The 22,211-nt window shown below is 66.4% G+C and carries 24 protein-coding genes; 13 read left to right on the forward strand and 11 right to left on the reverse strand.

Features of this window, described 5'->3' with window-relative positions:
• The first annotated feature begins 8 nt into the window (after window positions 1–8).
• A complete protein-coding gene (locus BZG29_RS13425) occupies window positions 9–896 on the forward strand; it encodes a LysR family transcriptional regulator (RefSeq protein WP_077403446.1) in 888 nt (295 codons plus the stop codon).
• On the opposite strand, the gene BZG29_RS13430 is transcribed toward BZG29_RS13425, so the two are convergent.
• Window positions 897–1,982, reverse strand: a complete 1,086-nt coding sequence (locus tag BZG29_RS13430; RefSeq protein WP_077403449.1) for an ATP-binding protein — start codon at window positions 1,980–1,982, stop codon at window positions 897–899. It lies immediately after the preceding gene.
• Complete coding sequence (locus BZG29_RS13435) at window positions 1,982–2,734, reverse strand: response regulator (protein ID WP_077403452.1); 753 nt, start codon at window positions 2,732–2,734, stop codon at window positions 1,982–1,984. The genes BZG29_RS13430 and BZG29_RS13435 overlap by 1 nt, the downstream gene beginning before the upstream one ends.
• A 133-nt stretch (window positions 2,735–2,867) precedes the next feature.
• Here BZG29_RS13435 and BZG29_RS13440 point away from each other — a divergent pair, with 133 nt between their 5' ends.
• The 3 genes from BZG29_RS13440 to BZG29_RS13450 are packed head-to-tail and all read left to right on the forward strand — an operon-like array spanning window position 2,868 to window position 8,625.
• Window positions 2,868–4,031 carry an efflux RND transporter periplasmic adaptor subunit gene (locus BZG29_RS13440; protein WP_077403455.1) on the forward strand — a complete coding sequence of 388 codons (1,164 nt, stop codon included), beginning with the start codon at window positions 2,868–2,870 and terminating at the stop codon, window positions 4,029–4,031.
• A gap of 41 nt (window positions 4,032–4,072) precedes the next feature.
• Entirely contained in the window at window positions 4,073–7,225 is a 3,153-nt protein-coding gene (locus BZG29_RS13445; protein WP_077403458.1) for an efflux RND transporter permease subunit, read from the forward strand.
• Window positions 7,225–8,625 (forward strand): efflux transporter outer membrane subunit, encoded by a 1,401-nt coding sequence (locus BZG29_RS13450; RefSeq protein ID WP_077403461.1) that lies wholly within the window; start codon window positions 7,225–7,227, stop codon window positions 8,623–8,625. The genes BZG29_RS13445 and BZG29_RS13450 overlap by 1 nt, the downstream gene beginning before the upstream one ends.
• 13 nt (window positions 8,626–8,638) lie before the next feature.
• Here the strand turns inward: BZG29_RS13450 and BZG29_RS13455 are convergent, their stop codons facing one another.
• Together BZG29_RS13455 and BZG29_RS13460 are read right to left on the reverse strand one after the other, a co-directional pair.
• On the reverse strand, window positions 8,639–9,205 hold the full coding sequence (locus BZG29_RS13455) for a type VI secretion system tube protein Hcp (RefSeq protein WP_077403464.1): 567 nt from the start codon (window positions 9,203–9,205) through the stop codon (window positions 8,639–8,641).
• Between the two features lie 22 nt (window positions 9,206–9,227).
• The gene (locus tag BZG29_RS13460; protein WP_077403467.1) at window positions 9,228–9,515 is read right to left on the reverse strand and encodes a DUF6150 family protein; all 288 of its coding nucleotides are present in this window, start codon (window positions 9,513–9,515) and stop codon (window positions 9,228–9,230) included.
• Window positions 9,516–9,773: 258 nt separating this feature from the next.
• On the opposite strand from BZG29_RS13460, the gene BZG29_RS13465 reads away from it, so the two are divergent.
• The 4 genes from BZG29_RS13465 (at window position 9,774) to BZG29_RS13480 (ending at window position 13,655) form a co-directional block, all read left to right on the forward strand.
• Window positions 9,774–11,054, forward strand: a complete 1,281-nt coding sequence (locus BZG29_RS13465; RefSeq protein ID WP_077403470.1) for an arsenic transporter — start codon at window positions 9,774–9,776, stop codon at window positions 11,052–11,054.
• A 46-nt stretch (window positions 11,055–11,100) separates the two neighbouring features.
• Complete coding sequence (locus BZG29_RS13470) at window positions 11,101–11,730, forward strand: NAD-dependent dehydratase (protein ID WP_077403472.1); 630 nt, start codon at window positions 11,101–11,103, stop codon at window positions 11,728–11,730.
• Between the two features lie 47 nt (window positions 11,731–11,777).
• Window positions 11,778–12,227, forward strand: coding sequence for a GNAT family N-acetyltransferase (locus BZG29_RS13475; protein WP_077403475.1), 450 nt, complete (start codon window positions 11,778–11,780; stop codon window positions 12,225–12,227).
• Between the two features lie 159 nt (window positions 12,228–12,386).
• Window positions 12,387–13,655, forward strand: coding sequence for a nucleotide disphospho-sugar-binding domain-containing protein (locus tag BZG29_RS13480; protein ID WP_077403478.1), 1,269 nt, complete (start codon window positions 12,387–12,389; stop codon window positions 13,653–13,655).
• 14 nt (window positions 13,656–13,669) lie between these two features.
• On the opposite strand, the gene BZG29_RS13485 is transcribed toward BZG29_RS13480, so the two are convergent.
• The 3 genes from BZG29_RS13485 to BZG29_RS13495 form a co-directional block, all read right to left on the reverse strand.
• Window positions 13,670–14,596, reverse strand: a complete 927-nt coding sequence (locus BZG29_RS13485) for a DUF2145 domain-containing protein (RefSeq protein ID WP_077403482.1) — start codon at window positions 14,594–14,596, stop codon at window positions 13,670–13,672.
• Window positions 14,593–15,024 (reverse strand): hypothetical protein, encoded by a 432-nt coding sequence (locus tag BZG29_RS13490; RefSeq protein WP_077403485.1) that lies wholly within the window; start codon window positions 15,022–15,024, stop codon window positions 14,593–14,595. The genes BZG29_RS13485 and BZG29_RS13490 overlap by 4 nt, the downstream gene beginning before the upstream one ends.
• Window positions 15,025–15,116: 92 nt before the next feature.
• Window positions 15,117–15,983 (reverse strand): HDOD domain-containing protein, encoded by an 867-nt coding sequence (locus tag BZG29_RS13495; RefSeq protein ID WP_253192870.1) that lies wholly within the window; start codon window positions 15,981–15,983, stop codon window positions 15,117–15,119.
• A gap of 226 nt (window positions 15,984–16,209) precedes the next feature.
• On the opposite strand from BZG29_RS13495, the gene BZG29_RS13500 reads away from it, so the two are divergent.
• Window positions 16,210–16,707 (forward strand): cupin domain-containing protein, encoded by a 498-nt coding sequence (locus BZG29_RS13500; RefSeq protein WP_077403491.1) that lies wholly within the window; start codon window positions 16,210–16,212, stop codon window positions 16,705–16,707.
• Between the two features lie 27 nt (window positions 16,708–16,734).
• Here BZG29_RS13500 and BZG29_RS13505 read toward each other — a convergent pair whose 3' ends face one another.
• Together BZG29_RS13505 and BZG29_RS13510 are read right to left on the reverse strand one after the other, a co-directional pair.
• Window positions 16,735–17,841, reverse strand: coding sequence for an acyl-CoA dehydrogenase (locus BZG29_RS13505; protein ID WP_077403494.1), 1,107 nt, complete (start codon window positions 17,839–17,841; stop codon window positions 16,735–16,737).
• 57 nt (window positions 17,842–17,898) lie between these two features.
• Window positions 17,899–18,684 (reverse strand): helix-turn-helix transcriptional regulator, encoded by a 786-nt coding sequence (locus BZG29_RS13510; RefSeq protein ID WP_253192871.1) that lies wholly within the window; start codon window positions 18,682–18,684, stop codon window positions 17,899–17,901.
• 75 nt (window positions 18,685–18,759) lie between these two features.
• Here BZG29_RS13510 and BZG29_RS28660 point away from each other — a divergent pair, with 75 nt between their 5' ends.
• From BZG29_RS28660 to panB, 3 genes are read left to right on the forward strand one after another with little or no spacing between them, the layout of a single operon-like run.
• Window positions 18,760–18,894: a hypothetical protein gene (locus BZG29_RS28660; protein ID WP_268993689.1), complete on the forward strand. Its 135-nt coding sequence runs from the start codon at window positions 18,760–18,762 to the stop codon at window positions 18,892–18,894.
• A 36-nt stretch (window positions 18,895–18,930) separates the two neighbouring features.
• Window positions 18,931–19,377 (forward strand): PaaI family thioesterase, encoded by a 447-nt coding sequence (locus BZG29_RS13515; protein WP_077403497.1) that lies wholly within the window; start codon window positions 18,931–18,933, stop codon window positions 19,375–19,377.
• A gap of 40 nt (window positions 19,378–19,417) precedes the next feature.
• On the forward strand, window positions 19,418–20,215 hold the full coding sequence (panB, locus tag BZG29_RS13520) for a 3-methyl-2-oxobutanoate hydroxymethyltransferase (RefSeq protein ID WP_253192872.1): 798 nt from the start codon (window positions 19,418–19,420) through the stop codon (window positions 20,213–20,215).
• On the opposite strand, the gene gstA is transcribed toward panB, so the two are convergent.
• Window positions 20,212–20,826, reverse strand: a complete 615-nt coding sequence (gene gstA / locus BZG29_RS13525; RefSeq protein WP_077403503.1) for a glutathione transferase GstA — start codon at window positions 20,824–20,826, stop codon at window positions 20,212–20,214. The genes panB and gstA overlap by 4 nt on opposite strands.
• 109 nt (window positions 20,827–20,935) lie before the next feature.
• A complete protein-coding gene (locus BZG29_RS13530; protein ID WP_077403506.1) occupies window positions 20,936–21,832 on the reverse strand; it encodes a LysR family transcriptional regulator in 897 nt (298 codons plus the stop codon).
• Between the two features lie 96 nt (window positions 21,833–21,928).
• Here BZG29_RS13530 and BZG29_RS13535 point away from each other — a divergent pair, with 96 nt between their 5' ends.
• The gene (locus tag BZG29_RS13535; protein ID WP_150130895.1) at window positions 21,929–22,144 is read left to right on the forward strand and encodes a hypothetical protein; all 216 of its coding nucleotides are present in this window, start codon (window positions 21,929–21,931) and stop codon (window positions 22,142–22,144) included.
• Window positions 22,145–22,211: the final 67 nt, after the last annotated feature.

Raw genomic sequence — 22,211 nt, forward strand, 5'->3', positions numbered from 1 at the left:
CCTCAACAATGGCTGACCTCAACGAATTGACGGCCTTTGCGGCCGTCGCCCGCCTGCGCAGCTTTCGCAAGGCGGCATTGGAGCGGGGCGTGTCCGCGTCCGCCCTCAGCCATGCGCTGCGGGCGCTGGAAGAGCGCCTGGGCGTGCGCTTGCTGAACCGCACCACGCGCAGCGTCACGCCGACCGAGGCGGGGCAGCTGCTGCTGGCGCGGCTGGCGCCGGCCATGCGCGAAATCGATGATGCCTTGCAGGACTTGAGCGCCCTGCAGGATGTGCCCGCAGGCAAGTTGCGCCTGAACGTGCCCCGTCCGGCGGCCCGGTTGCTGCTGGGGCCCATGCTGGCCGGTTTTGTCGCCCGCTATCCGCGCGTGCAAGTGGAAGTGGTGACCGATGACGGCATGATCGATATCGTGCGCGACGGTTTTGACGCGGGCATCCGCTTCGGCGAACAGGTGGCGGCCGACATGGTCGCCGTGCCCGTGGGCGCGCCGCAAGCGTTCGTGGTGGTGGCATCGCCCGCCTACCTGGCGGCGCATGGCGCGCCAGGCACGCCGCGCGACTTGCTGGCGCATGCCTGCATCGGCCGGCGTTTTCCCAGCGGGCGCCAGTATGCGTGGGAGTTCGAGCAGGACGGGGAGGGCGTCAGCATCGCCGTCGGCGGCCCGCTGGTGTTCGACGATGATGAATTGATGCTGCGCGCGGCCCGCGATGGCGCGGGACTGGCGTATGTGTACGAGGCCGATGCGCGCGCCGATATCGCGGCCGGGCGCCTGGCGTGCGTGCTGCAGCGCTGCCTGCCGCCGCCGTCCCGTTACTTCCTGTACTACCCGGGCCGGCGGCAGATGCCGCCCGTGCTGCGCGCCTTCGTCGACATGCTGCGCGCGCCGCCCGCGTAGTCAGCCGGCGGGCGGCAGGGCGCCATGCTCGACCGGCCACTTGACGGTGAACACGCTGCCGCCCGCCTTGCCGCGCGTGCAGGCCGCGCTGCCGCCGTGTGCGCGCGCGATGGCTTCCACCACGGCCAGGCCCAGGCCGCTGCCCGCGTTCAGGTCGACCCTGGCGCTGTCGCCGCGGCGGAACGCTTCGAACACGTGCGGCGCCAGGTCCTCGGCAATGCCGGGACCCGCATCTTCGACGCTCAGGTAGTACTGGCCGGCCTGCACGCGGGTGCGCACGCGCAGCAGGCCCGGATGCGCGTAGCGGCGCGCGTTGTCGAGCAGGGCCAGCACGATTTGCCGGATGCGGGCCGCGTCGCAGCAGACGGGATGGTCGGACAGGTGCAATTGCAAGGTAAAGCCGGCCGCTTCCATTTCCTGCGCCAGCAGGCGGCGCACTTCGCCGATTTCCAGGGTCAGGTCCGTCCACGCCATGCGCAGCTGCATGTGGCCGCTGTCGGCCAGACTCAGGGTGCGCAAGTCCTCGATCAGGCGGCCCAGGTCCTCGACTTGCGCCAGCAGGCTGGAAAACGGCACTTCCTCGGGCTTGAAGACGCCGTCGACGACGCCTTGCAAGGTGCCGCGCAGGATGGTCACGGGCGTGCGCAGTTCGTGCGCGATGGCCGCATTCCACGTTTCGCTCTCCTTGGCCCCGCGCTGCAGGCGCTCGGCCATGCTGTTGAAGTCATCGACCAGCATGGCCGTCTCGCCCAGGCTGCGGTCGCCCGCAAAGGCGCGCGCGGACAGGTCGCCATGCGCCACGCGGCGCACGCTGTCCATCACGGAATTGATCGGTTTCAAGATGCGCGCGGCCAGCTTGAGGGCGAAAAACGCCGCCAGGCCCAGGCCGAAGATGGTGATGGCGAAGATCCACAGCCATTCGACGGTGCTGGGCGACCAGTCGTCCGGCTCGGACAGCATGTCGGGATCGATCTTGAAGGCGATGGCGAAGAAAGTCCAGGAACCGATCCAGATGATCAGGATGCTGCAGACCATCAGCACGGACATCGACAGGATGATTTGCCGGTTCAGGCCCGTGAAGCGCATCAGTCGCTTTCCAGCCGGTAGCCCACGCCGCGCAGGCTGGCCGGCATGTTCATCACGCCCGCTTCTTCCAGCTTCTTGCGCAGCTTGCTGACGTGGCTGTCCACCGTGCGTTCCATCGAATTGCTTTCGGGCATGCATGACTCCAGCAATTCCAGGCGGCTGCAGACGCGGCGCGGCGTGCGCGCCAGGTGGGCCAGCAGGCGGAATTCCGTCAACGTCAGGCTGAGCATGAGAGGCTGGGCCATGCCATCCTGCAGCACGCTGGCCACGTACGTTTCCTGGTCGATGTCGATGGGGCCGCAGCGCAGGCGCTGGCCGCCGACCGGGTGGTGGCGCACGCGCGAGCGGCGCAGCACGGCGGCCACGCGCGCCACCACTTCGGCCGGATTGAAGGGCTTGATGATGTAGTCGTCGGCGCCCACGCGCAAGGCGGCCAGTTTGTCGGCATCCTGGTCGCGCGCCGTCAGCATGATGACGGGCGTTTCGCCGCGCCGCCGCACTTCCGCCAGCACGCCCCAGCCGTCGACGCGGGGCATTTGCACGTCGAGCAGCAGCAGGTCCGGCGCCAGCGCCAGGTGCTGCTGCAGCGCTTCCTGGCCATCGAGGGCGAAGGCCGTGCGGTAGCCGTCGCGCTCCAGGTAACCGGCGAGGATGCGGGCGATTTGCGGTTCATCTTCGGCGATCAGGACGAGGGCGGAAGGCGGCGTGGTGGCAAGAAACGAGGGCTGGCTGGCGCTGTGATGATAGTTCATTGAAATAGTCTAGCATTCTTCTTTCTCTCCATCGAATCTCCACATTTCTTTGACGAAATATCCACCTTGGCCTTTTATGCTGCGCTTATCTGTCGACCGGACCGCCGGTTGGGATCTGCCATAGAGAAAGACCATGCATCCGAGCCACTTCACCAAGAAAAACATGTTGATCGCCGCGGCACTGCTCAGCCTTGCCGCCTGTTCCAAACCCGCGCCGGAAGAAGGCGCCGCGCCGCCCGCCGCCGTGACCGTGCTCAAGCTGCAAGCGGCGCCCGTCGTCCTCAGCGACGAATTGCCGGGCAGGGTGGCCGCGTTCCGCACGGCCGACATCCGCCCGCAGGTGGGCGGCATCGTGCTGCGCCGCCAGTTCGAGCAGGGCGCCGAAGTGCAGGCGGGACAGAAGCTGTTCCAGCTCAACCCGGCGCCGTTCCAGGCGGACGTCGATTCGGCCGCCGCCGCCCTGCAGCATGCGGTGGCCACGGCGAACCGCGCCAGCAGCCAGGCGGACAGGTTGAAGCCGCTGGTGGAAGCGGACGCCATCAGCCGCCAGGCGTATGACGACGCCGTGGCCCAGCGCGAGCAAGCCGTGGCCACCGTGGCGCAGGCGCGCGCCGCCCTGGCCCGGCGCCGCCTGGACCTGGCCTTCGCCAGCATCGAAGCGCCCATTGCCGGGCGCATCGGCCCGGAACTGGTGACGGAAGGCGCGCTCGTGGGCCTGGCCGATGCGGCGCCGATGGCGCGCATCCAGCAGATCGACAAGGTGTATGTCGACGTGCGCCAGCCGGCCGCCGCGCTGGCGGCATTGCAAGCCTCGGGAACGGGCGGCGCGGACAAGCTGCCCGTGACCATCCTGGGCGCCGATGGCCAGCCGCATCCCGTCACGGGGCGCATCCTGTTCTCGGGCATCAGCGTCGATGCGGGCACGGGCGACGCCGTCATCCGCGTGCTGGTCGACAATCCGCAGCGCCAGTTGCTGCCAGGCATGTTCGTGCGCGCCCGCATCGCCCGCGCCGTGCAGGCGAATGGCGTGCTGTTGCCGCAGCAAGCCGTCTTGCGCAGCAGCGGCGGCCAGGCGCAGGCCTGGGTGCTGGACGGCACGAACAAAGCCAGCCTGAAACCGATTGCCGTGGGCGACGTGGTCGAGCACCAGTACGTGGTCAGCGGCGGCTTGAAGGCGGGCGACACGGTCGTCATCGAAGGCCAGGAACGCCTGCAGCCGGGCGCCACCGCCGCACCCCAGCCATGGAAGCGCGCCGCCGCCGTAGCCACCGCGCCCGTCGTCAGCGCCGTGCGCTGATCCGTACATATTTAAAGTGTACTTATTGAAAGTTTAATTACATGCCTCAGTTTTTCATCAACCGCCCCGTCTTTGCGTGGGTGGTGGCGGTCTTCATCGTCCTGTTCGGACTGATCGCCATACCGCAATTGCCGATTGCGCGTTTTCCTTCCGTGGCGCCGCCCAGCGTCAGCATCAGCGCCAACTACCCCGGCGCCACGCCGCAAACCATGAACGACTCCGTGGTGAGCCTGATCGAACGCGAACTGTCGGGCGTCAAGCACCTGCTGTATTTCGAGTCGTCCACCGACACCTCGGGTTCGGCCTCGATCAGCGTCACCTTCCAGCCTGGCACCGACCCGGAAATGGCGCAGGTGGACGTGCAGAACCGCCTGAAAGCCATCGAACCGCGCTTGCCGCAAGCGGTGCGGCAAAACGGCTTGACGGTGGAATCGGCGTCGTCGGGCTTTCTGATGATCGTCAGTTTGATTTCCGACAATGGCCAGCATGACGAAGTGGCGCTGGGCGACTACCTGGCGCGCAACGTGACGGAAGAACTGCGCCGCATCCCCGGCGTGGGCAAGGTGCAGCTGTTCGGCTCCGAGCGGGCCATGCGCATCTGGGTCGATCCGGCCAAGCTGGTGTCGTACAACATCGCCATGGGCGAGCTGACGGCCGCCATCGCGCAGCAGAATGCGCAGATCGCCCCGGGCCGCCTGGGCGACTCGCCCGCCGTGCACGGCCAGCGCGTGACGATTCCGCTGACGGTGCAGGGCCAGTTGCACACGCCGGCCGAATTTGCCGCCATCGTGCTGCGCGCGAATCCCGACGGCTCGAAAGTGACCATCGGCGACGTGGCGAAGGTCTCGCTGGGCGCGCAAAGCTTCAATTTCAGCATCCGCGAAAACGGGCAAGCCGCGTCGGGCGCCGCCATCATGCTGTCGCCGGGCGCCAACGCCGTGCAGACGGCGTCCGCCGTGCGCGCGCGCATGGCCGAACTGGCGCACACCATGCCGGCCGGGATCAAGTACTCGGTGCCGTTCGATACGGCGCCGTTCGTGAAGATCTCGATCGAAAAGGTGATCGTCACCTTGCTCGAGGCGATGGTGCTGGTGTTCCTCGTCATGTATCTGTTCCTGCAAAAGATACGCTACACCCTGATTCCCGCCATCGTCGCGCCGATCGCCCTGATGGGCACTTTTACCGTGATGCTGCTGGCCGGCTATTCCGTCAACGTGCTGACCATGTTCGGCATGGTGCTGGCCATCGGCATCATCGTCGACGACGCCATCGTCGTGGTGGAAGCCGTCGAGCGGCTGATGGCGACCGAAGGCTTGTCGCCGAAGGAAGCGACTTCCAAGGCCATGCGCGAGATCACGGGGGCGGTGGTCGGCATCACGCTGGTGCTGACGGCCGTGTTCATCCCGATGGCGCTGGCCAGCGGTTCCGTGGGCGCCATCTACCGCCAGTTCACCTTGGCGATGGCCGTGTCGATCCTGTTCTCGGCGTTTCTGGCCTTGAGCCTGACGCCGGCCCTGTGCGCCACCATGCTCAAACCCATCGGCCCGCATGACCACGATAAAAAGGGATTTTTCCTGTGGTTCGACCGCCAGTTTGACCGCATGACGGCGCGCTATGAAAAGGGCGTGGTGGCGATGCTCAAACGCGCGGGACGCTCGATGGTGCTGTATGTCGCCATCGTCGCGGCGCTGGGCGTGGCCTTCATGCAGCTGCCGTCGGCCTTCTTGCCGGAAGAAGACCAGGGCTATTTCATCACCTCGATCCAGCTGCCGTCCGACGCCACCATGGAGCGCACGCTCGATGTCGTCAAGTTGTACGAGCAGCACGTGGCCACGCGGCCCGGCATTGAGGTAAATCAATCGATCCTCGGCTTCAGCTTTTCCGGCGCGGGACCGAACGCGGGCCTGGCGTTCACCATGCTGAAGGACTGGAAAGAACGTAACGGCGCCACGGCGCAGGAAGAGGTGGCGCTGGCGCAGGAAGCCATGTCGCAGGCGAAGGAGGGCGTGATCATGAGCCTGATGCCGCCCGCCATCGATGAACTGGGCAACTCGTCCGGCTTTTCCCTGCGCCTGCAAGACCGCGCCAGCCAAGGCATCGCGGCCCTGCAGGCGGCGCAGAATCAGCTGCTGGGCCTGGCCGCGCAAAGCGCCAAGGTGGCGGGCGTGTATCCGGACGGCTTGCCGCCCGGCGCCAGCGTGCGCCTCGATATCGACCGCACCAAGGCCGAGGCGCTGGGCGTGCCGTTTACGGCTATCGCCGATATGCTGACGGCGGCCATGGGTTCGACCTATGTCAACGATTTTCCGAATGCGGGCCGCATGCAGCAGGTGATCATCCAGGCCGATGCCCCATCGCGCATGCAGCTCAACGACGTGCTGGCCTTGCGCATTCGCAATAACGCGGGCGGCATGGTGGCCTTGGGCGAGCTGGTGCGCCCGGTGTGGAGCGAGTCGCCGCTGCAACTGGTGCGCTACCAGGGCTATCCTGCCGCGCGCATTTCCGGCAGCGCGGCACCGGGCGTGTCGAGCGGCGACGCCATGCTGGAAATGGAGCGCCTCGTGAAGCAATTGCCGCCGGGCTTCGCGCTGGCGTGGACGGGCCAGTCGCTGCAGGAGAAGGAATCGGCCTCGCAAGCGCCCATGCTGATGGCGCTGTCGATGCTGGTGGTCTTCCTCGTGCTGGCGGCCCTGTATGAAAGCTGGTCGATTCCCGTTTCCGTGATGCTGGTGGTGCCGCTGGGCTTGCTGGGCGCCGTGCTGGCCGTGATGCTGCGCGGCATGCCGAACGACGTGTTCTTCAAGGTGGGCATGATCACGATCATCGGCCTGTCGGCGAAGAACGCCATCTTGATCGTCGAATATGCGCGCCAGCTGCAGGCGCAAGGGCGTGGGCTGGTCGAGGCGACGGTGGAAGCGGCCAGGCTGCGCTTGCGCCCGATCCTGATGACGTCATTGGCGTTCGCGCTGGGCGTGGTGCCGCTGATGCTGGCCACGGGCGCCAGCGCCGAGACGCAGCACGCGATCGGCACGGGCGTGTTCGGCGGCATGATCACCGCCACCGTGCTGGCCGTGTTTTTCGTGCCCGTGTTCTTTGTCGTGGTGCTGGGCGCCGTCGACAAGATGGCAAGTTATTTTCTAAAAGAAAATAAACGCAATCGCACCGCCGTCAAGGCGGTGGAAGGAGAATCGTAATGCGTTTGATATTTATCACGCCGCTGGCCGCGCTGGCCTTGTCGGCCTGTTCATTGACGCCGCCGCTGGTCAAGCCGGCGCCGCCCATTCCGGCTGCGTATGCCGAGGTATCCGCGCCAGGCGCGTCCAACACCGCGGCCGACACCGCGGCCAACCTGGGCTGGCGCCAGATGCTGCTCGATGCGCGCCTGCAGCGCCTGGTCGACATCGCGCTGGAAAACAACCGCGACTTGCGCGTGGCGTCCCTCAACGTGGAAGCCGTGCGGGCCCAGTACCAGATACAGGATGCGGGCCGCTATCCGGCGATTGGTCTCAACGGCGGCGGCACGCGCCAGCGCGCTGTCGATGCCACGGGAAAAAATCCCACGGTGCAAAACCAGTTCACCGCCGGCATCGCCATGAGCGCGTTCGAGGTCGACCTGTTCGGTCGCCTGCGTTCCTTGTCGGAGGCCGCCTTTGCGCGCTACCTGGCCACGCAGCAGGGCCAGCGGGCCGCGCACATGGCCTTGATCGGCGCCGTGGCCGACGCCTACCTGGAACAGCGGCTGGCCGAGGAGCAGCTGGCGCTGGCCCGGCAAACCCTGCTTGATTGGCGCCAGGCGCTGCTCCTGACGCAGCGCCTGCACGGCGCGCAGCAGGGCAGCGGTCTTGATGTAGCGCAAGCCGAAGGGCAGGCGGCCACGGCGGAAGCGGACGTGCAGGCCCGGGAACGTGCCAGCTTTCTTGCGCGCAACAACCTGGAATTGCTGCTCGGTGCGCCATTGCCCATCGACTTGCCCGCCGGCCGGCCGCTCGACGGCCAGCCCGTGCTGACGCAGCTGCCGCCCGGCCTGCCGTCGGACTTGCTGGCGCGCCGTCCCGACATCCTACAGGCGGAATACGCGCTGGTGGCGGCGAATGCGGAAATCGGCGCCGCGCGCGCCGCCTTCTTCCCGCGCCTGTCGCTGACGGCGCAGCTGGGCCTGGCCAGCCCGGAACTGGGCGACCTGTTCCGCGGCGGCGCGCGCAGCTGGTCGTTTGCGCCGCAAGTGACGCAGCCGCTGTTCCAGGGCGGCCAGCTGCGCGCGGAATTGCAGCTGTCGCGCCTGCGCAAGGACGTGGCCGTGCTGCAATACGAGCAAGCGATCCAGACGGCGTTTCGCGACGTGCGCGACGGCCTGGCGGGCAGCGCCACGTATGCGCAGCAGATCGCCGCGCAAGAGCGCGTGGTGACGGCGGCGCACCAGCGCCAGCGCCTGTCGCAGCTGCGCTACGACGCGGGCCAGGACAGCCGGCTGGAATTGCTCGACGCGCAGCGCCAGTCGTATGCGGCGCAGCAAGCCTTGCTCGACGCGCGGCGCGACCAGTTCAAGTCGGCCGTGGCGCTGTACAAGGCGCTGGGAGGCGGGCTGGAGGAGTAGGGGCCTTGTGGGCTTATCCCGTAAATGCCCCGATCGGGCGGTTGCGCGCCAGGCTCCAGCCCGTCGTCTGCTGGGCGTCGGGCTGGCCGTCCGCATGCTGCACGCTGTGGCTCCAGAGGATTTCCGTAAAGTTCAGCTTGAACTGCTCGGTGGGCATGTCGTCGGGATGGGTTTGCAGCTGGATTTCGGTGATCAGGGCGTCGCGCAGGGCAATGGTGATGACGTTGGCCGTCTTGCTGCTCGAATAGCGGGCGATGTACAGCCTGGTCGGCTGGGCCGCGCCCGTGCCCAGCGGCTTCGCCAGCAGGCACAGCTCGTATAATTTCACCGAGGTCGCATCGACATATTTGACGCAGGTAAATTCGGTGATGAGGGGCCGGCCGGAGGTGCGCGCCGCGTTGCTGACGTCGGTCGTCACTTGCTGCTTCATGCCTTGATGTAATGACACCAGTTCGATGCACTGGCCCATGCCCCGCAGTGCGGCGGCGTCGCGCCAGATGGCGTCGATATTGCCGCCACCGTCCGGCGCCTTGCCGAATATGAGTTCCCCGTTACCGGGTTCCAGCAAGATCAAATCCATGACGAACTCCTCTGCTTGACGGTCAGGTGCCGCCGTGCGACAGGCAACCTTTAAATCGGTGTGGCCGGACCCAGCCTGCCTCGCCCGCGTGGTCGACAAAGCAGATGGTCAGTTGCGCGAAGCTTTGCGAAGTGAAATACACGCTGGCCGTGGCGTCCTGCCGCTCACGGCTGAGGAACCAATGGGCGTCGCCATGCGCCAGGCCCCAGCTGCTCACGCGTTGCACCAGCAAGTCGGCGTTGCCGCGCTGCACGATGGCCACGCGCACGTCCGCTTCGCCCATATTGTTGGTCTGGTAAATGCGCGCCATGTATGCTTCCTTGTTCGTTCCTGGTGTCAACGGTGCTGTGACTATACACCGATTAAGTTGCTTAAAGACAATCATAAGTGGAGGTGCATGTATTTTTTTTGCGCCGCCGGCCTCCTGGCTGGCATGGCGCTGCAGTGAGGCGCAAGCACTGTGGTTTTGCATTGATTCAATAATTCCAGTAATATAGAAGTATTATTCTATTTCACAGGCTGCGGCGCATGGTGCCCGCGACGCCGCATTGCACGAGACCATTACCGCATGCTGACCGCTTTCCTGATCTTCCTCGCCACCCTCATCCTCGTCATCTGGCAGCCGCGCGGCCTGGGTATCGGCTGGAGCGCCGTCATCGGCGCATGCGTCGCCTTGCTGGCCGGCGTCATCCACTGGGGCGACATCCCCGTCGTCTGGCATATCGTGTGGAACGCCACCGGCACCTTTGTTGCCGTGATCATCATCAGCCTGCTGCTGGACGCGGCCGGCTTCTTCGAATGGTCCGCCTTGCACGTGGCGCGCTGGGGCGGCGGCAGCGGCAGAAAACTGTTCGTGCTGCTGGTTTTGCTGGGCGCCCTGGTTTCCGCCGTGTTCGCCAACGACGGCGCCGCGCTGATTCTCACGCCCATCGTCATCGCCATGCTGCGAGCGCTGAAGTTTTCCGCCAAAGCCACCCTGGCCTACGTGATGGCGGCCGGCTTCATCGCCGACACGGCCAGCCTGCCGCTGGTGGTGTCGAACCTGGTGAATATCGTCTCGGCCGATTTCTTCAAGATCGGCTTTGCCGCGTACGCGTCCGTGATGGTGCCCGTCAACGTCGTCGCCGTGCTGGCCACCCTGGCGGCCTTGCTGCTCTTTTTCCGCCAGGATATTCCGCGCGACTACGAAGTGGCGCAGCTGAAACGCCCGGACGCCGCCATCCGCGACCTGGCCACCTTCCGCGCCGGCTGGCTGGTGCTGGCGCTGCTGCTGGTGGGCTTTTTTTCGCAAGAAAGCCTGGGCGTGCCCATCAGCCTGATCGCCGCCGTGGGCGCCGCGCTGCTGCTGGGCGTGGCAGGCAAGGGCCACGTGATTTCCACGCGCTACGTGCTGCGCCATGCGCCATGGCACATCGTTGTCTTTTCGCTGGGCATGTACCTGGTCGTGTACGGCTTGCGCAATGCGGGCTTGACGGCCTACCTGACGGGCATGCTGAACCACTTTGCGCAGTACGGCGTGTGGGGCGCGGCCATGGGCACGGGCGTGCTGACGGCGTTATTGTCGTCCGTGATGAACAATTTGCCGACGGTGCTCGTCGGCGCGCTGGCCATCGACCCGACGACGGCGCAGGGGGCCGTGCGCGAAGCGATGATTTATGCGAACGTCATCGGCAGCGACCTGGGGCCGAAGATCACGCCGATCGGCAGCCTGGCCACCTTGCTGTGGTTGCACGTGCTCGACAGCAAGAACATCCACATTTCCTGGGGATACTATTTCCGCGTCGGCATCGTGCTGACCGTGCCCGTGCTGCTGGTGACCCTGGCCGCGCTGGCGCTGCGCCTGTCCTGAGTTCCGTGTATGGTGGTGGCTGTGAGCAACTTTATACTGGGATGCAATGAAATTACTGCTCGTAGGCGCTACCGGCCTCGTCGGCAGCGAAGTGCTGCGCCTGGCGCTGATGGATGCGCGGATCACGGCCATCGTGGCGCCCGTGCGGCGGCCGCTGCCGCCCCATCCCAAGCTGGCCGCGCCGCTCGTTGATTTCGATCAATTACCGCCTGACGCATCCTGGTGGCAGGCGGACGCCGTCATCTGCACCCTGGGCACGACGATGAAGGTGGCCGGCACCCGGCAAATATTTTCGCGCGTGGACCACGACTATCCGCTGGCCGTGGCGCGGCTGGCGCTGGCGGCCGGCACGCGCACGTACGTGCTCAATTCCGCGGCCGGCGCCGACGCCGCTTCGCGCATCTTCTATAACCGCGTCAAGGGCGAGCTGGAACGCGACCTGGAGCAGCTGGGTTTTAGATCGCTCACCTACGTGCGGCCCGGGCTGATCGGCGGCGAGCGCGAGCAGGCGCGGGCGGGCGAGGGCGCCGCCTTGCGCGTCCTGCGCGTGCTCGGTCCCGTGCTGCCGCGCCGCTGGCGCATCAATCCCGCGCCGCGCATCGCCAGCGCCTTGCTGGAAGCGGCGCTGGCCGCCGCGCCGGGCGTGCATGTTGTCAGTTCGGAGCAACTGGCATGAATGCGCATCGCCTATAATCGGCATTCATGTTCTTTTGAGTACGGAAAATGCAAACAATACGTCCTTACCGGGCCAGCGACCGCGATGCCTGTCTGGCCCTTTTCGACGGCAACACGCCGCGCTTTTTCGACCTCTCGGAGCGCGCGGACTTTGCCGCCTGGCTCGATACTTCGACGCATCCGTATCTGGTCATTCTGCGCGACGGCCGCATTGTCGCCTCCGGCGGCCATGCCATCGAGGCGGGCGGCAGCGTCGCCAGCCTGTGCTGGGGCATGGTGGCGCAGGATCTGCATGGCCAGGGACTGGGCCGGGCGCTGACGCAGGCGCGCCTGGACGCCATCCGCGCCGTGCAGGGAATCGCCAGCGTGCGCATGAATACCAGCCAGCACACGCAAGGCTTTTATGCGGGCTACGGTTTCGTGACGGTCAACGTGACGCCGGACGGCTTCGGGCCGGGCATCGATCAATGGGACATGGTACTGCAACTGCCGGTGTAGCAGCGGCAGGCATGGCGCCGTGCCGTGCTCAATAATTGATTGAAATAATAACGTTAATCGATTGCTATCGCTGGGTGTTTCAACTAGGAAAGATGCCGATGCACCCCTTGTTCTTGCTTGATTTCCCGCTGAAGATTGCCGCCAGGCAAGGATGGCTGCATGCCTGACCCATCCCCGCTCGTCATCATCGCCAGCAGCGGCACCGGCGGCGACATGCAGCCGTTTATCGCGCTGGCGCAGGGCTTGCAGCAACGGGGCCGGCGCGTGCTGCTGCTGGCGCCGGGCTGGCAGGAAGCGGCCGCGCAGGCGTCAAAGTTGCCGTATCGCACCTTCGGCAGCGCGGAAGAGGGGCAGGCCATGCTGGGCGACCCCGCCCTGTGGGATGAGCGCAAGGGCTGGGGCGTGGTGTGGAATGGCCTCGTGCCGCACCTGGGCGCCGTGCGCGACGTGGTGCAGGGCTTGCCGGCTGACGAGGCTTGCGTGGTGCTGTGCCATCCCATCCTCGTGCCGATGGCGGCCCTGGCGCGGTCCGCGCGCCCGGACTTGCGCATCGTCGCGGCGTATCTCGCGCCATCGAACCTGTGCAGCAGCCATGATTTCCTGACGGCCGGTTCGCTGCGCATTCCCGCGTGGGTGCCGCTGGCCTGGCGCCAGGCCCTGTGGCGGATGATCCACCGCACGATGATCGACCCGCTGCTGCTGCCTGGCCTGAACGGCGCGCGCGCGCAGCACGGCTTGCCGCCGGAGGCGCATTTTTTCGCGCACATGCTGTCCGCGCCCGATGCTTCGCTGGGGCTGTTTCCCGCCTGGTTCGCCGCGCCGCAGGCGGATTGGCCGCCGCACTTCGCGCAAGCCGGTTTCACCGCCGCCGGCATGCCTGGCGCCGCCGCGCTGCCGCCGGAACTGGAACGTTTTCTGGGCGAGGGCGAGCCGCCCATCGTGTTTACGCCCGGTACCGGCCACCAGCACGCGCAACGCTATTTCAGCATCGCGCTGGAGGTCTTGCGGCGGCTGGGGCGGCGCGGCCTGTTCCTCACGCCCCATGCGGCGCAAGTGCCGCAGCACTTGCCGGCTGGCGTGCTGTGGCAGGCGCATGTGCCGTTCGCGGCGCTGTTGCCGCGCGCGGCGGCCGTGGTGCACCACGGCGGCATCGGCACCAGCGCGGACGCCTTCCGCGCGGGCATCCCGCAACTGATCGTGCCGTTCGCGTACGACCAGTTCGACAATGGCTGGCGCGCCAATCGGCTCGGCGTGGGGGAGGTCTTGCTGGCCAGGCGCTTGTCCGCCGGGCGCATGCAGCGGCAACTGGCGCGCCTGCTGGCCGCGCCCGAAGTCAGGCTGGCGTGCGGCGAGGTGGCCCGCCGGATGGGGCAGGGGCTCGAATCAGCGCGCCTGCTGGATCACGTCGAAGCGGCCCTGGCCGCTTAGTCTGCCTAGGGAAGCTAGGTATCGTCGAGGGCGATGACCCGGTCGTTTGCGCCGGGCACGCAGCCGTCGGCGATCGGTTCCCAGCCCCGGTGCACCACCACCTGCTTGCCGTCGTGGCAGATTTCCACGCGTTCGCTGGCGGGCAGGCGCTGGCGCGCGAATGCTTCCAGGCTGGCCGGCAGGCTCACCGCCAGCTGCATCGTGCCGATGGCTTCCGGCGGGTGGTCGTCCATGTGCACCAGGGGCACGAAGATCGATCCCAGCATCAGCCAGCGCGCACCCACGTCGACGGCGGCGGGGTTGTAGGGCGCGGCGCGCAGCCAGTCCTGGGCGCGGGCGCGCAAGTCGCCGCCTGCCGCCAGTTCGCCCCAGGCCGAGGCCAGCATTTCCACCACCCACTGGTTGCAATTCTGGTATGTCAAATTGAAGGCGTACGCGTTGGCGCTGTAGCGGCCCGCCAGCAACTGCTGCACGCGCACGGGGTCGAGCAGGGCGCGGCGCAGGGGCGGCACGGTTTCTGCAGGCAGTTTCACGAGGGAGATGTAGCCGAGCGCTGGGTTTTCCGTGCCCATGGCGAAACCGGCCGTGCCCTGGTCGAAGATGCGCGGGCGGCCTTCGTCGCAGGCGTAGTACAGCTGGCGCGCGGACCAGCCGCTGTCATTGTCGTGGCGCCAGGCCAGCGCGGCGTGCGAATAGCGGATGCCGAAGCGGGCCAGGTCCAGGCCCGAGCGGCTGATCAGGGCCACGCTGCCTTCGCTGGCGGCCAGTTCTTCGCGCACGACGGCGGCAAAGCGCAAGAGCCGGTCCTGTTCCGTGGCCGTGAGTTCCTGGGCGCGGTCGCAAAAGCGCGAGGAGGACATTGAGGTGCCTGCCTGGGCGGCGCCAGCCAGGACGAGCGCGGCGCAGCCGGCCAGCAGCGGCGCCAGTTTGCGCAAAATCAAAGGCTGACGGGACGCGTGGCCATTTCGCCGTACCAGTCGCCGGCCAGCACGAGGAAGAAGGCGGCGCGCGTGTCGTTGCGCGAGAATTCGATGCCGTAGGCGCGGTTTTGCGCATGCACCACGTCGCCCTGCGCCAGCTGCTGCTTGTCGAGCGCCGCTTGCGGCAAGTCCAGCACCAGCGGCGTGGCCGCGGCGTCGGCCTGCATGGTCAAACGCGTCATGCCGGCGCGGCCCGGCACGGCGGCCACGTCGATGATGCGGTAGGGACCATTGGCCACCTTGTTGTCGCGCGAAGAGCTGTTGCTCGAACCGTTGAGCGAATCGGAAATGCTGCCGCTCGACTGGGAACCGGCGCTGGAGGCCGAGGAAACGAAGCTGTCGGCGTTGGCGTTGCACGCCATGGTCAGAGCTGCGGCCAGGCCGAGCATGCGTAAGGAGGTAGTCAAGGCAGTTTTCCAGTGAGCATCAATGAAAGCGGACCGGGTCCATCCCGGCTCGCGCCATCATAGCAGATCGGCCATCAGCTGAGCAGTACCTCGATCAGGCCCTTCGCTTCGGCCGACGGCTGCGTGCGCAGCGCCTGCAGCACGGGATCGTGCTCCAGATAGGCTTGCAGCGCCTCGCTGACGGTGACGCCGGCCTGCGGCAGCGGCGAAGGGACGGGCGCCAGCGCCTTGGCCAGCAGCAGGGTGTCGCGCAAGCCTTCGGGCGGCAGCATGATGGTGGAGCCGGGCAAGGCATTGACGGCATCTGCCACCGGCAGCGGTACGCCCAGCTGGCGCATCAGTCCCCGGCCGATCACTTCCAGCGCGGACGCCATCTGCGTTTCCAGCTCGGCGTACAGGCCCGGAGTCTTGTCGGCCTGGGCCAGCAAATAAAAGCCGGCCACTTCATGCACGATGCCGGCGAACAGCACCGTGTCGGCATCCGTGTGCGTGACGGCGCCCGCCAGCGCATGCGCCAGCACCGCCACGTGCACGGTGTGCGCCCACAGCTGGGTGGCATGGGCGCGCAGGGCTTCGTCGCGGATGCCCGCGTTCAGCTGGCGGATGACGGCCGCCGTCGCCAGCGCATACAGGTTGCGGTGGCCGAGACGCTCGACGGCGGCGCGCACGCTGGTGATGGCGGGCGCCTGGCCGGGCGCGAACAGGGCTGAATTGGCCAGCGCCACGGCGCGCGCCGACAAGGTCGGTTCGCACAGCAGCAGTCGGCTGATGTCGGCCGAATGGCAATCCGGATTGGCCAGTTCCTTTTGCAGGAGCAGGGCCGTATTGATGCTGGTAGGAAAGGCCAGGGTTTCCGTTTCGGCGCTGGCCAGAAGTTGCGCCAGGCTGCTGAGCGTGTTGACGTGCATGGATAGGGGAGCGAGAAATGGCAATGCCCCCATATTATCAGGCAATCCAGACCGCATGGCGTCCGCCAGCCTTTCCTGTGCAACAGGCCGCGCCTCGGCCCCGCATCGGCGCATTCATCAGCCCAGCTTATAGGCCCTAGCGGATTTGCGCCGCTAATCAGCGCGGGCCAGCGCTGTTAAGCTGGACTTGCCAGGACAGGCGCCGCCGGCTGCCCGGCGGCACGTGTGCTTATCTTACCGGCATGAAAGGAAAACAGACATGCATCGATACGCCGCGGCACTCTTGCCGCTTTGCCTGCCCGCGGGGGCCACCGCTGCCGAGGCCGGCGCCGCTGCCGCGCCGGCGGCCGTGACAGTGACGCGGGCCGCCGCCATGCCCAGCAGCATGGGCGACGCCGCCTATTTCACGGGCAAGGTTGCAGTCGACGCCAGGTTCCAGCGCCTGGCTCCGGCCCGCGTGGGCGGCGCCATCGTCACCTTCGCGCCCGGCGCCCGCACGGCGTGGCATACGCATCCGCTGGGCCAGACCCTGATCGTCACGCAAGGCCAGGGCTGGGTGCAGCACTGGCAGGGCCCGCTGCAGGCGCTGGCCGCGGGCGACGTGGCGTGGATACCGCCCGGCGTCAAGCACTGGCATGGCGCCACGGCCACGTCCGCCATGCAGCATGTCGCCATTGCCGAGGCGCAAGATGGATCGGTGGTCAGCTGGCTGGAGCAGGTGACGGACGACAGCTATCCGCGCCAAGGCGCTCAATGACGATGCCGCGCCGGGCGTTCCGGCAGCTTACGGCAGCAGCAGCGCATGCTGGCTGGCCGTGTGGAAGTCGCGCCACACGCGGTTGATGGTGCTGTCTTCGCGGGCCGCGTACAGGCCGCAATACGGATATACATCACCGACGGCCGCGCGGCAGGCGGCGACCAGGTCCAGCGAACGGTCTTGAACGGCTTGCATGGCGTCCGCGCCCAGCGCCGCGCCGTCTGCCACCGTTGCCCAGCTGTCATCCAGCACGGCATAGAAGCGGGTGCGTGCGGCCATGAACGCGTCTTTCCTGGCTTGCAGCATGGCGGCCACTTCCGGCACGTCCAGCAGCGGCAAGCCGGCGCGCGCATGGCGGCGGTGGCGCATGCATTCCTCGGCCAATTCCATGAAATGCCCGGCCATGCCGGCCACGTTGGCTGCCAGGGTGACATACGCCAGCGAATAGAACGGGTAGCGGTACAGGGGGCCGTCGGCCGTCGCGGCGGCCGCATCGATGGTGAAACCGTGCTCCTTGGCAAGCCATTGACCGTCGATGCGGTAGCTGTGCGAGGCGCTGGCGCGCATGCCGATGCTGTTCCACGAGGGCACCAGCTGCACCAGCGCGGCGGGCACGAGGAAGGCGCGGATGCGCGGCTTGCCGTCCGCATCGAGCAGGGGCTGGCCATCGCGCCGCAGCCGGGCGTTCAGCGTGAAGTGGGTCGCCATCGGCGCGCCGCTGGCGTAGTCCCAGCTGCCCGTGATGCGGTAGCCGCCGCCTTCCTCTTCCGCATCACCGGTGGCCGCGCCGCTGCCGCCCAGGCAGACCCGGGGCGTGCCGATGATTTCCCGCGCCATGCTTGGTGCCAGGAAGCCCGCGAACCATCCCGCGCCTGCGCACAGGGTCAGCACCCAGCCCACGCTGCCGTCGACGGCAGCCACGGCTTCTTCCAGGCGCACCACCTGCGGCAAGGGCAGCTCGGCCCCGCCGGCGCCGCGCGGCGCCAGCATCGTCAGCCAGCCGCGCCGGTGCAGCAAGGCTTGCTGGGCCGGATGCAAAAAGCGGGCGGCGTCGGCGGCCGGCGCATGGCGCGCGATGCGGCGCGCGTCGCGCCCGGAAAGGGTGGCAAGGGTAGCGAGGGCGGCGTGCGGCATGAATAAAGTCCGGCAATGGCGAAGGCGGGCATTTTCGCACAGCGGGCACGCTTGCGGCTAGGCGCTGCGCCGCCGGTACTCGTCCGGCGTCTCACCCGTTACCTTGCGGAACATGGCAATGAAGGCCGAGGAGCTGGCATACGCCAGGTCGAAGGCGATGCTTTCGACCGTCTGGTTTGCCTCCAGCATGGCCATGGCCTTGATCACGCGCAACCGCGCGCGCCATTGGGCAAAGCTCATGCCCAGGTCGCGCTGGCAGCGGCGCATCAGGGTGCGCTCAGTGGTGTTGACGGCTTGCGCCAGTGCGGCCAGCGGGCGGTGGTCGCCAGGGTTGCTGTCGAGCATCGCCAGTACCTTGCCCAGCATGGGGTCATCCGAGCTGGGCAGGTAGCTGCCCACGGGCGTGGCGCGTGCCAGCTGGTCCAGCAAGACCTGCAGGAGGCGCTCTTCATGGATGGTCTGCGGCAAGCCGGGCGGGTGCGCGCGCAAGTGCTCGTGCATGGCGCGCACGAAAGGCGTGACGGCCAGCGCGCACGGCGCGGCGGGCAGTTCCCGGCACAGTGCTTCGCTCACATACAGCGAGCTGTGGAAGGCGGGATGGCGGTTTTGCCCCGTGTGCATCACGCGCGGCGGCAGCCAGATGCCGTACTGGGGCGGCACCAGGTAGTGTTTTCCTGCCACCAGCACTTCCACTACGCCACCCAGCGCATACACGAACTCGCCCCAGGAGTGGCTGTGGCTGGGATAAATCCCTGCGGCCGGCATGGCGGCGCTGCGAAAGCAGATGGGGGCTGGCAGGGCGCCGCTGTAGGGCGCCAGCAGCAGATGTCTTGTGGTGGGCACGGGCGTTGTGGTTGGCTGTATTGAAGGAGGGAGTGTCGGATTCTCACTATATCAAGAAAAGCCGCACCATTGATAATGATGACTCTGCAACAAGGAATCCTGACGCCGCTGTCCGGCGTGCTGCTGGCCGGCATCGTGCTGGTCAGTGCCTGCGGCACCCTGACCGTATTGTTCGCGGCGCGCAAGAAGCAGGGTAGAGTGGTGCCATAAGTTCTTTGTTCTGTTCACTTGAGAAAGTATTTCACCATGACCCGACTTCCCGACCCGCAATTCGCCGACAAAGTCCGCGCCAGTTTTGATTTGCAGAACGCCATGACCCTGATCAAGGCCAGCCTGCCCGTGGTGGCGCATGGCAGCACGGAAATCCACGTGCCGCACTGGAGCGGCATCGAGCAGCAGCACGGCTTCGTGCACGGCGGCGTGGTGGGCATGATCGCCGACTCGGCCGCCGGCTACGCGGCCATGACCATGGTGGCCGACGGCGCGTCCGTGCTGACGGTGGAATACAAGATGAACCTGCTGGCGCCCGCCGATGGCGAGAAATTGATTGCACGCGGCAAGGTGGTGCGGCCCGGCCGCACGCTGATCGTTACGCAAGCCGAAGTGTTCGCCGTGCGCGATGGCAAGGAAACCCTGTGCGCGCTGATGCAGCAAACCATCATGGTGATGCACGGCAAGTCCGAAAAAACTTAACTTGATGAAATGAGAAAGCATGCCCGCCCCACAGACCACAATGAACAGTAAGCCGTTGACGGCGCAAGCCTTGCTGGCCATGCGCGATGCGGGGCAAAAGATTGCCGCGCTGACTAGTTATGACGCCAGTTTCGCAAGCCTGATGAACGCTTGCGGCGTGGAACTGCTGCTGGTCGGCGATTCGCTGGGCAATGTGGTGCAGGGGCAGGGCACGACCTTGCCCGTCAGCGTGGCCGACATTGCTTACCACACGGCCAGCGTGGCGCGCGGCAACCGCACGGCCGTGCTGGCGGCCGACATGCCGTTCGGCAGCTATGCCACACCGCAAGCGGCGTACGCCAACGCCGTCCAGTTGATGCGGGCGGGTGCGCACATGGTCAAGCTGGAGGGCGGCAGCTGGCTGTGCGACACGGTGCGTTTCCTGACCGAGCGGGGCATACCCGTGTTCGCCCACCTGGGCTTGACGCCGCAGTCCGTGCATCAGCTGGGCGGCTTCAAGGTACAGGGCAAGACGGCGGAAAGCGCGGCTGTCTTGCAAGCCGACGCGCTGGCCCTGCAGGCGGCTGGCGCCTCGCTATTGCTGTTCGAAGCCATTCCGGCCGCGCTGGGCAAGGAAGTGTCGGCACTGCTGGCCATTCCCACCATCGGCATCGGCGCCGGGCCCGATTGCTCGGGTCAGATCCTCGTCATGCACGATATGCTCAACGTGTTTCCCGGCAAGAAGGCGCGCTTCGTGCGCGACTTCATGACGGGGCAGGCCAGCATCGGCGGCGCGTTCAGTGCCTATGTGGCGGCCGTCAAGGCACGGGCTTTCCCGGCGCCGCAACACTGCTTTTAAGCGCTTTTCTGCAAGCCTTCCGCTTCCCGAGCCGCCTTGACGCTGTCGCGCTGGCCCACTCTGGCCAGGAAGGCTTGCAGATGCGCCAGCGCAGACAAATCCACGCCCACGTTCGGCGCCCAGCCCGCGATGACGAACAGATAGGCGTCGGCCACGGTAAAGGTGTCGCCCGTCAGATAGGCACGGCCTTCCAGGCGGCTGTCCACCCACTTGAATTTTTTGCCAAGTTGCTCGATGAATAATGTTTTGGTGGCGGCGTCGAAGCGGGGATCGAACAGGGGACTGAACGATTTGTGCAGTTCGGACGTGATGTAGTTCTGCCATTCCAGCACCTTGTAGCGGGCAAAGTTGCCCACGGGCGGCAATAAATCCTGCCTGCCGGCCTGTTCGGCGATGTACTGGGCGATGACGGGGCCTTCGCTCAAGGTCGTGCCATCGTCGAGCGCCAGCAGCGGCACCTGGCCTTTCGGGTTGAGTTCGTAGTAATTGCCGCCTTCCTGCGTCTTGTGCTGGCCCAGGTCGACCTTCACGAGGGTGAAGGCCGTCCCCGTTTCGCGCAGGATGATGTGCGGCGCCTGCGAGCAGGCGCCCGGCGAATAAAAGAGTTTCATGGCGATCCTTGAACAGGTGGGAAAGCAGCCACTATAGTCCTGCGCCGCCGCACGGTAAACGCGTGTTCGTGCAATTCACTGTTCACTGCTGGTAAAGGATTGCGCTGGCTCAAACGCGGGGATAGCGCAAGGTGTCGAGCAGCAAGGTAAACGCGGGCGACGGATGGCGCCGGCTCGGGTAATACAGCTTGTAGCCCGCGTACGCGGGGCACCAGTCGTCCAGCACGCGGACCAGGCGGCCATCGGCCAGATAGGGCAGGACGATATCTTCCGCCATGCAGGCCACGCCCAGGCCATCGAGCGCCGAATGCAAGCGCATGGCCATGTTGTTGTAGATCATCTGTCCTTCCACGCGCACCTTCAGTTCCTGCCCATCCTTGGAAAATTCCCAGGCAAACAGGCCGCCCAAGGTGGGCAGGCGCATGTTGATGCAATTGTGCGCCATCAAGTCCTGCGGCGTGACGGGCGGCGGATTCCGGCTGAAATAGGCTGGCGAGGCAACGATGGCCATGCGGAAATCGGGACCGATGGGCATGGCGATCATGTCCTTGGCCACTTGCTCGCCCAGGCGCACGCCCGCGTCGCAGCGCGCGGCCACGATGTCGGTCATGCCGTTGTCGACGATGACTTCGATGTTGATGTCCGGGTAGTGGGGCAGCAAACGGGCGATGGCCGGCTGCAGGACGGTGAGCGCCGCGTGCTCGCCCGCGCTGATGCGGATGTTGCCGGCCGGCTTGTCGCGCCGCTCGCTGAGCAGGGCCAGTTCCGCCTCGATCTCGTCGAAGCGGGGCGCTACCGTGCGCAGCAGCTGTTCGCCCGCTTCCGTGGGCGAGACGCTGCGCGTGGTGCGCACCAGCAGGCGCAAGCCGAGCCGTTCTTCCAGCGCGCGCACGGTCTGGCTCAGCGCCGACTGCGACACGCCCAGCTTGGCCGCCGCCCGGGTAAAACTGCCTGCGCGGGCCACGGCCACGAAGGCGAGGATATCGTTGAAGTTGGTTTGTGCCATGTGCTTGCCTTTCAGTCATGCATTGCGCTGCGTTTTGCTGTCAGTTTGCTGTTATTCTGCAAGCATATTTCTGCCATGTGGCCGGACGATCGCCTGATGAAAACATTCCTGTACTCATTGCTGGGTTTTGTCCTTGCCAGCGCCATGGCGTGGGGCGCCCTGTTGCTGTGGGGCGGTCTGGTGTTGCAATTGCCGCCCGGCGACAGCTATTGGGACCGTACGCCGTATGCGGCCGACATGTTCCTGGCGTGCTGGCTATGCTTTGCCACCGGGGCGGCAATGCTGGCGGCTCGGCTGGGTCATCGGTCCTGATTGCAATTCATTAGTCCTGCTAATAAGTTCATGCGGACTTTAGCATCTATTCATGGTAATACGCCAG

Source organism: Janthinobacterium sp. LM6 (assembly GCF_002002885.1).
GTDB lineage: Bacteria > Pseudomonadota > Gammaproteobacteria > Burkholderiales > Burkholderiaceae_D > Janthinobacterium > Janthinobacterium kumbetense.

What these genes read in the sequence shown, in the direction of transcription:
- BZG29_RS13425 (WP_077403446.1), top strand. Translation starts at nt 9, where the DNA reads ATGGCTGACCTCAACGAATTGACGGCCTTTGCGGCCGTCGCCCGCCTG.
- BZG29_RS13430 (WP_077403449.1), bottom strand. Translation starts at nt 1,982, where the DNA reads ATGCGCTTCACGGGCCTGAACCGGCAAATCATCCTGTCGATGTCCGTG.
- BZG29_RS13435 (WP_077403452.1), bottom strand. Translation starts at nt 2,734, where the DNA reads ATGAACTATCATCACAGCGCCAGCCAGCCCTCGTTTCTTGCCACCACG.
- BZG29_RS13440 (WP_077403455.1), top strand. Translation starts at nt 2,868, where the DNA reads ATGCATCCGAGCCACTTCACCAAGAAAAACATGTTGATCGCCGCGGCA.
- BZG29_RS13445 (WP_077403458.1), top strand. Translation starts at nt 4,073, where the DNA reads ATGCCTCAGTTTTTCATCAACCGCCCCGTCTTTGCGTGGGTGGTGGCG.
- BZG29_RS13450 (WP_077403461.1), top strand. Translation starts at nt 7,225, where the DNA reads ATGCGTTTGATATTTATCACGCCGCTGGCCGCGCTGGCCTTGTCGGCC.
- BZG29_RS13455 (WP_077403464.1), bottom strand. Translation starts at nt 9,205, where the DNA reads ATGGATTTGATCTTGCTGGAACCCGGTAACGGGGAACTCATATTCGGC.
- BZG29_RS13460 (WP_077403467.1), bottom strand. Translation starts at nt 9,515, where the DNA reads ATGGCGCGCATTTACCAGACCAACAATATGGGCGAAGCGGACGTGCGC.
- BZG29_RS13465 (WP_077403470.1), top strand. Translation starts at nt 9,774, where the DNA reads ATGCTGACCGCTTTCCTGATCTTCCTCGCCACCCTCATCCTCGTCATC.
- BZG29_RS13470 (WP_077403472.1), top strand. Translation starts at nt 11,101, where the DNA reads ATGAAATTACTGCTCGTAGGCGCTACCGGCCTCGTCGGCAGCGAAGTG.
- BZG29_RS13475 (WP_077403475.1), top strand. Translation starts at nt 11,778, where the DNA reads ATGCAAACAATACGTCCTTACCGGGCCAGCGACCGCGATGCCTGTCTG.
- BZG29_RS13480 (WP_077403478.1), top strand. Translation starts at nt 12,387, where the DNA reads ATGCCTGACCCATCCCCGCTCGTCATCATCGCCAGCAGCGGCACCGGC.
- BZG29_RS13490 (WP_077403485.1), bottom strand. Translation starts at nt 15,024, where the DNA reads ATGCTCGGCCTGGCCGCAGCTCTGACCATGGCGTGCAACGCCAACGCC.
- BZG29_RS13495 (WP_253192870.1), bottom strand. Translation starts at nt 15,983, where the DNA reads ATGGGGGCATTGCCATTTCTCGCTCCCCTATCCATGCACGTCAACACG.
- BZG29_RS13500 (WP_077403491.1), top strand. Translation starts at nt 16,210, where the DNA reads ATGCATCGATACGCCGCGGCACTCTTGCCGCTTTGCCTGCCCGCGGGG.
- BZG29_RS13505 (WP_077403494.1), bottom strand. Translation starts at nt 17,841, where the DNA reads ATGCCGCACGCCGCCCTCGCTACCCTTGCCACCCTTTCCGGGCGCGAC.
- BZG29_RS28660 (WP_268993689.1), top strand. Translation starts at nt 18,760, where the DNA reads ATGATGACTCTGCAACAAGGAATCCTGACGCCGCTGTCCGGCGTGCTG.
- BZG29_RS13515 (WP_077403497.1), top strand. Translation starts at nt 18,931, where the DNA reads ATGACCCGACTTCCCGACCCGCAATTCGCCGACAAAGTCCGCGCCAGT.
- panB (WP_253192872.1), top strand. Translation starts at nt 19,418, where the DNA reads ATGAACAGTAAGCCGTTGACGGCGCAAGCCTTGCTGGCCATGCGCGAT.
- gstA (WP_077403503.1), bottom strand. Translation starts at nt 20,826, where the DNA reads ATGAAACTCTTTTATTCGCCGGGCGCCTGCTCGCAGGCGCCGCACATC.
- BZG29_RS13530 (WP_077403506.1), bottom strand. Translation starts at nt 21,832, where the DNA reads ATGGCACAAACCAACTTCAACGATATCCTCGCCTTCGTGGCCGTGGCC.
- BZG29_RS13535 (WP_150130895.1), top strand. Translation starts at nt 21,929, where the DNA reads ATGAAAACATTCCTGTACTCATTGCTGGGTTTTGTCCTTGCCAGCGCC.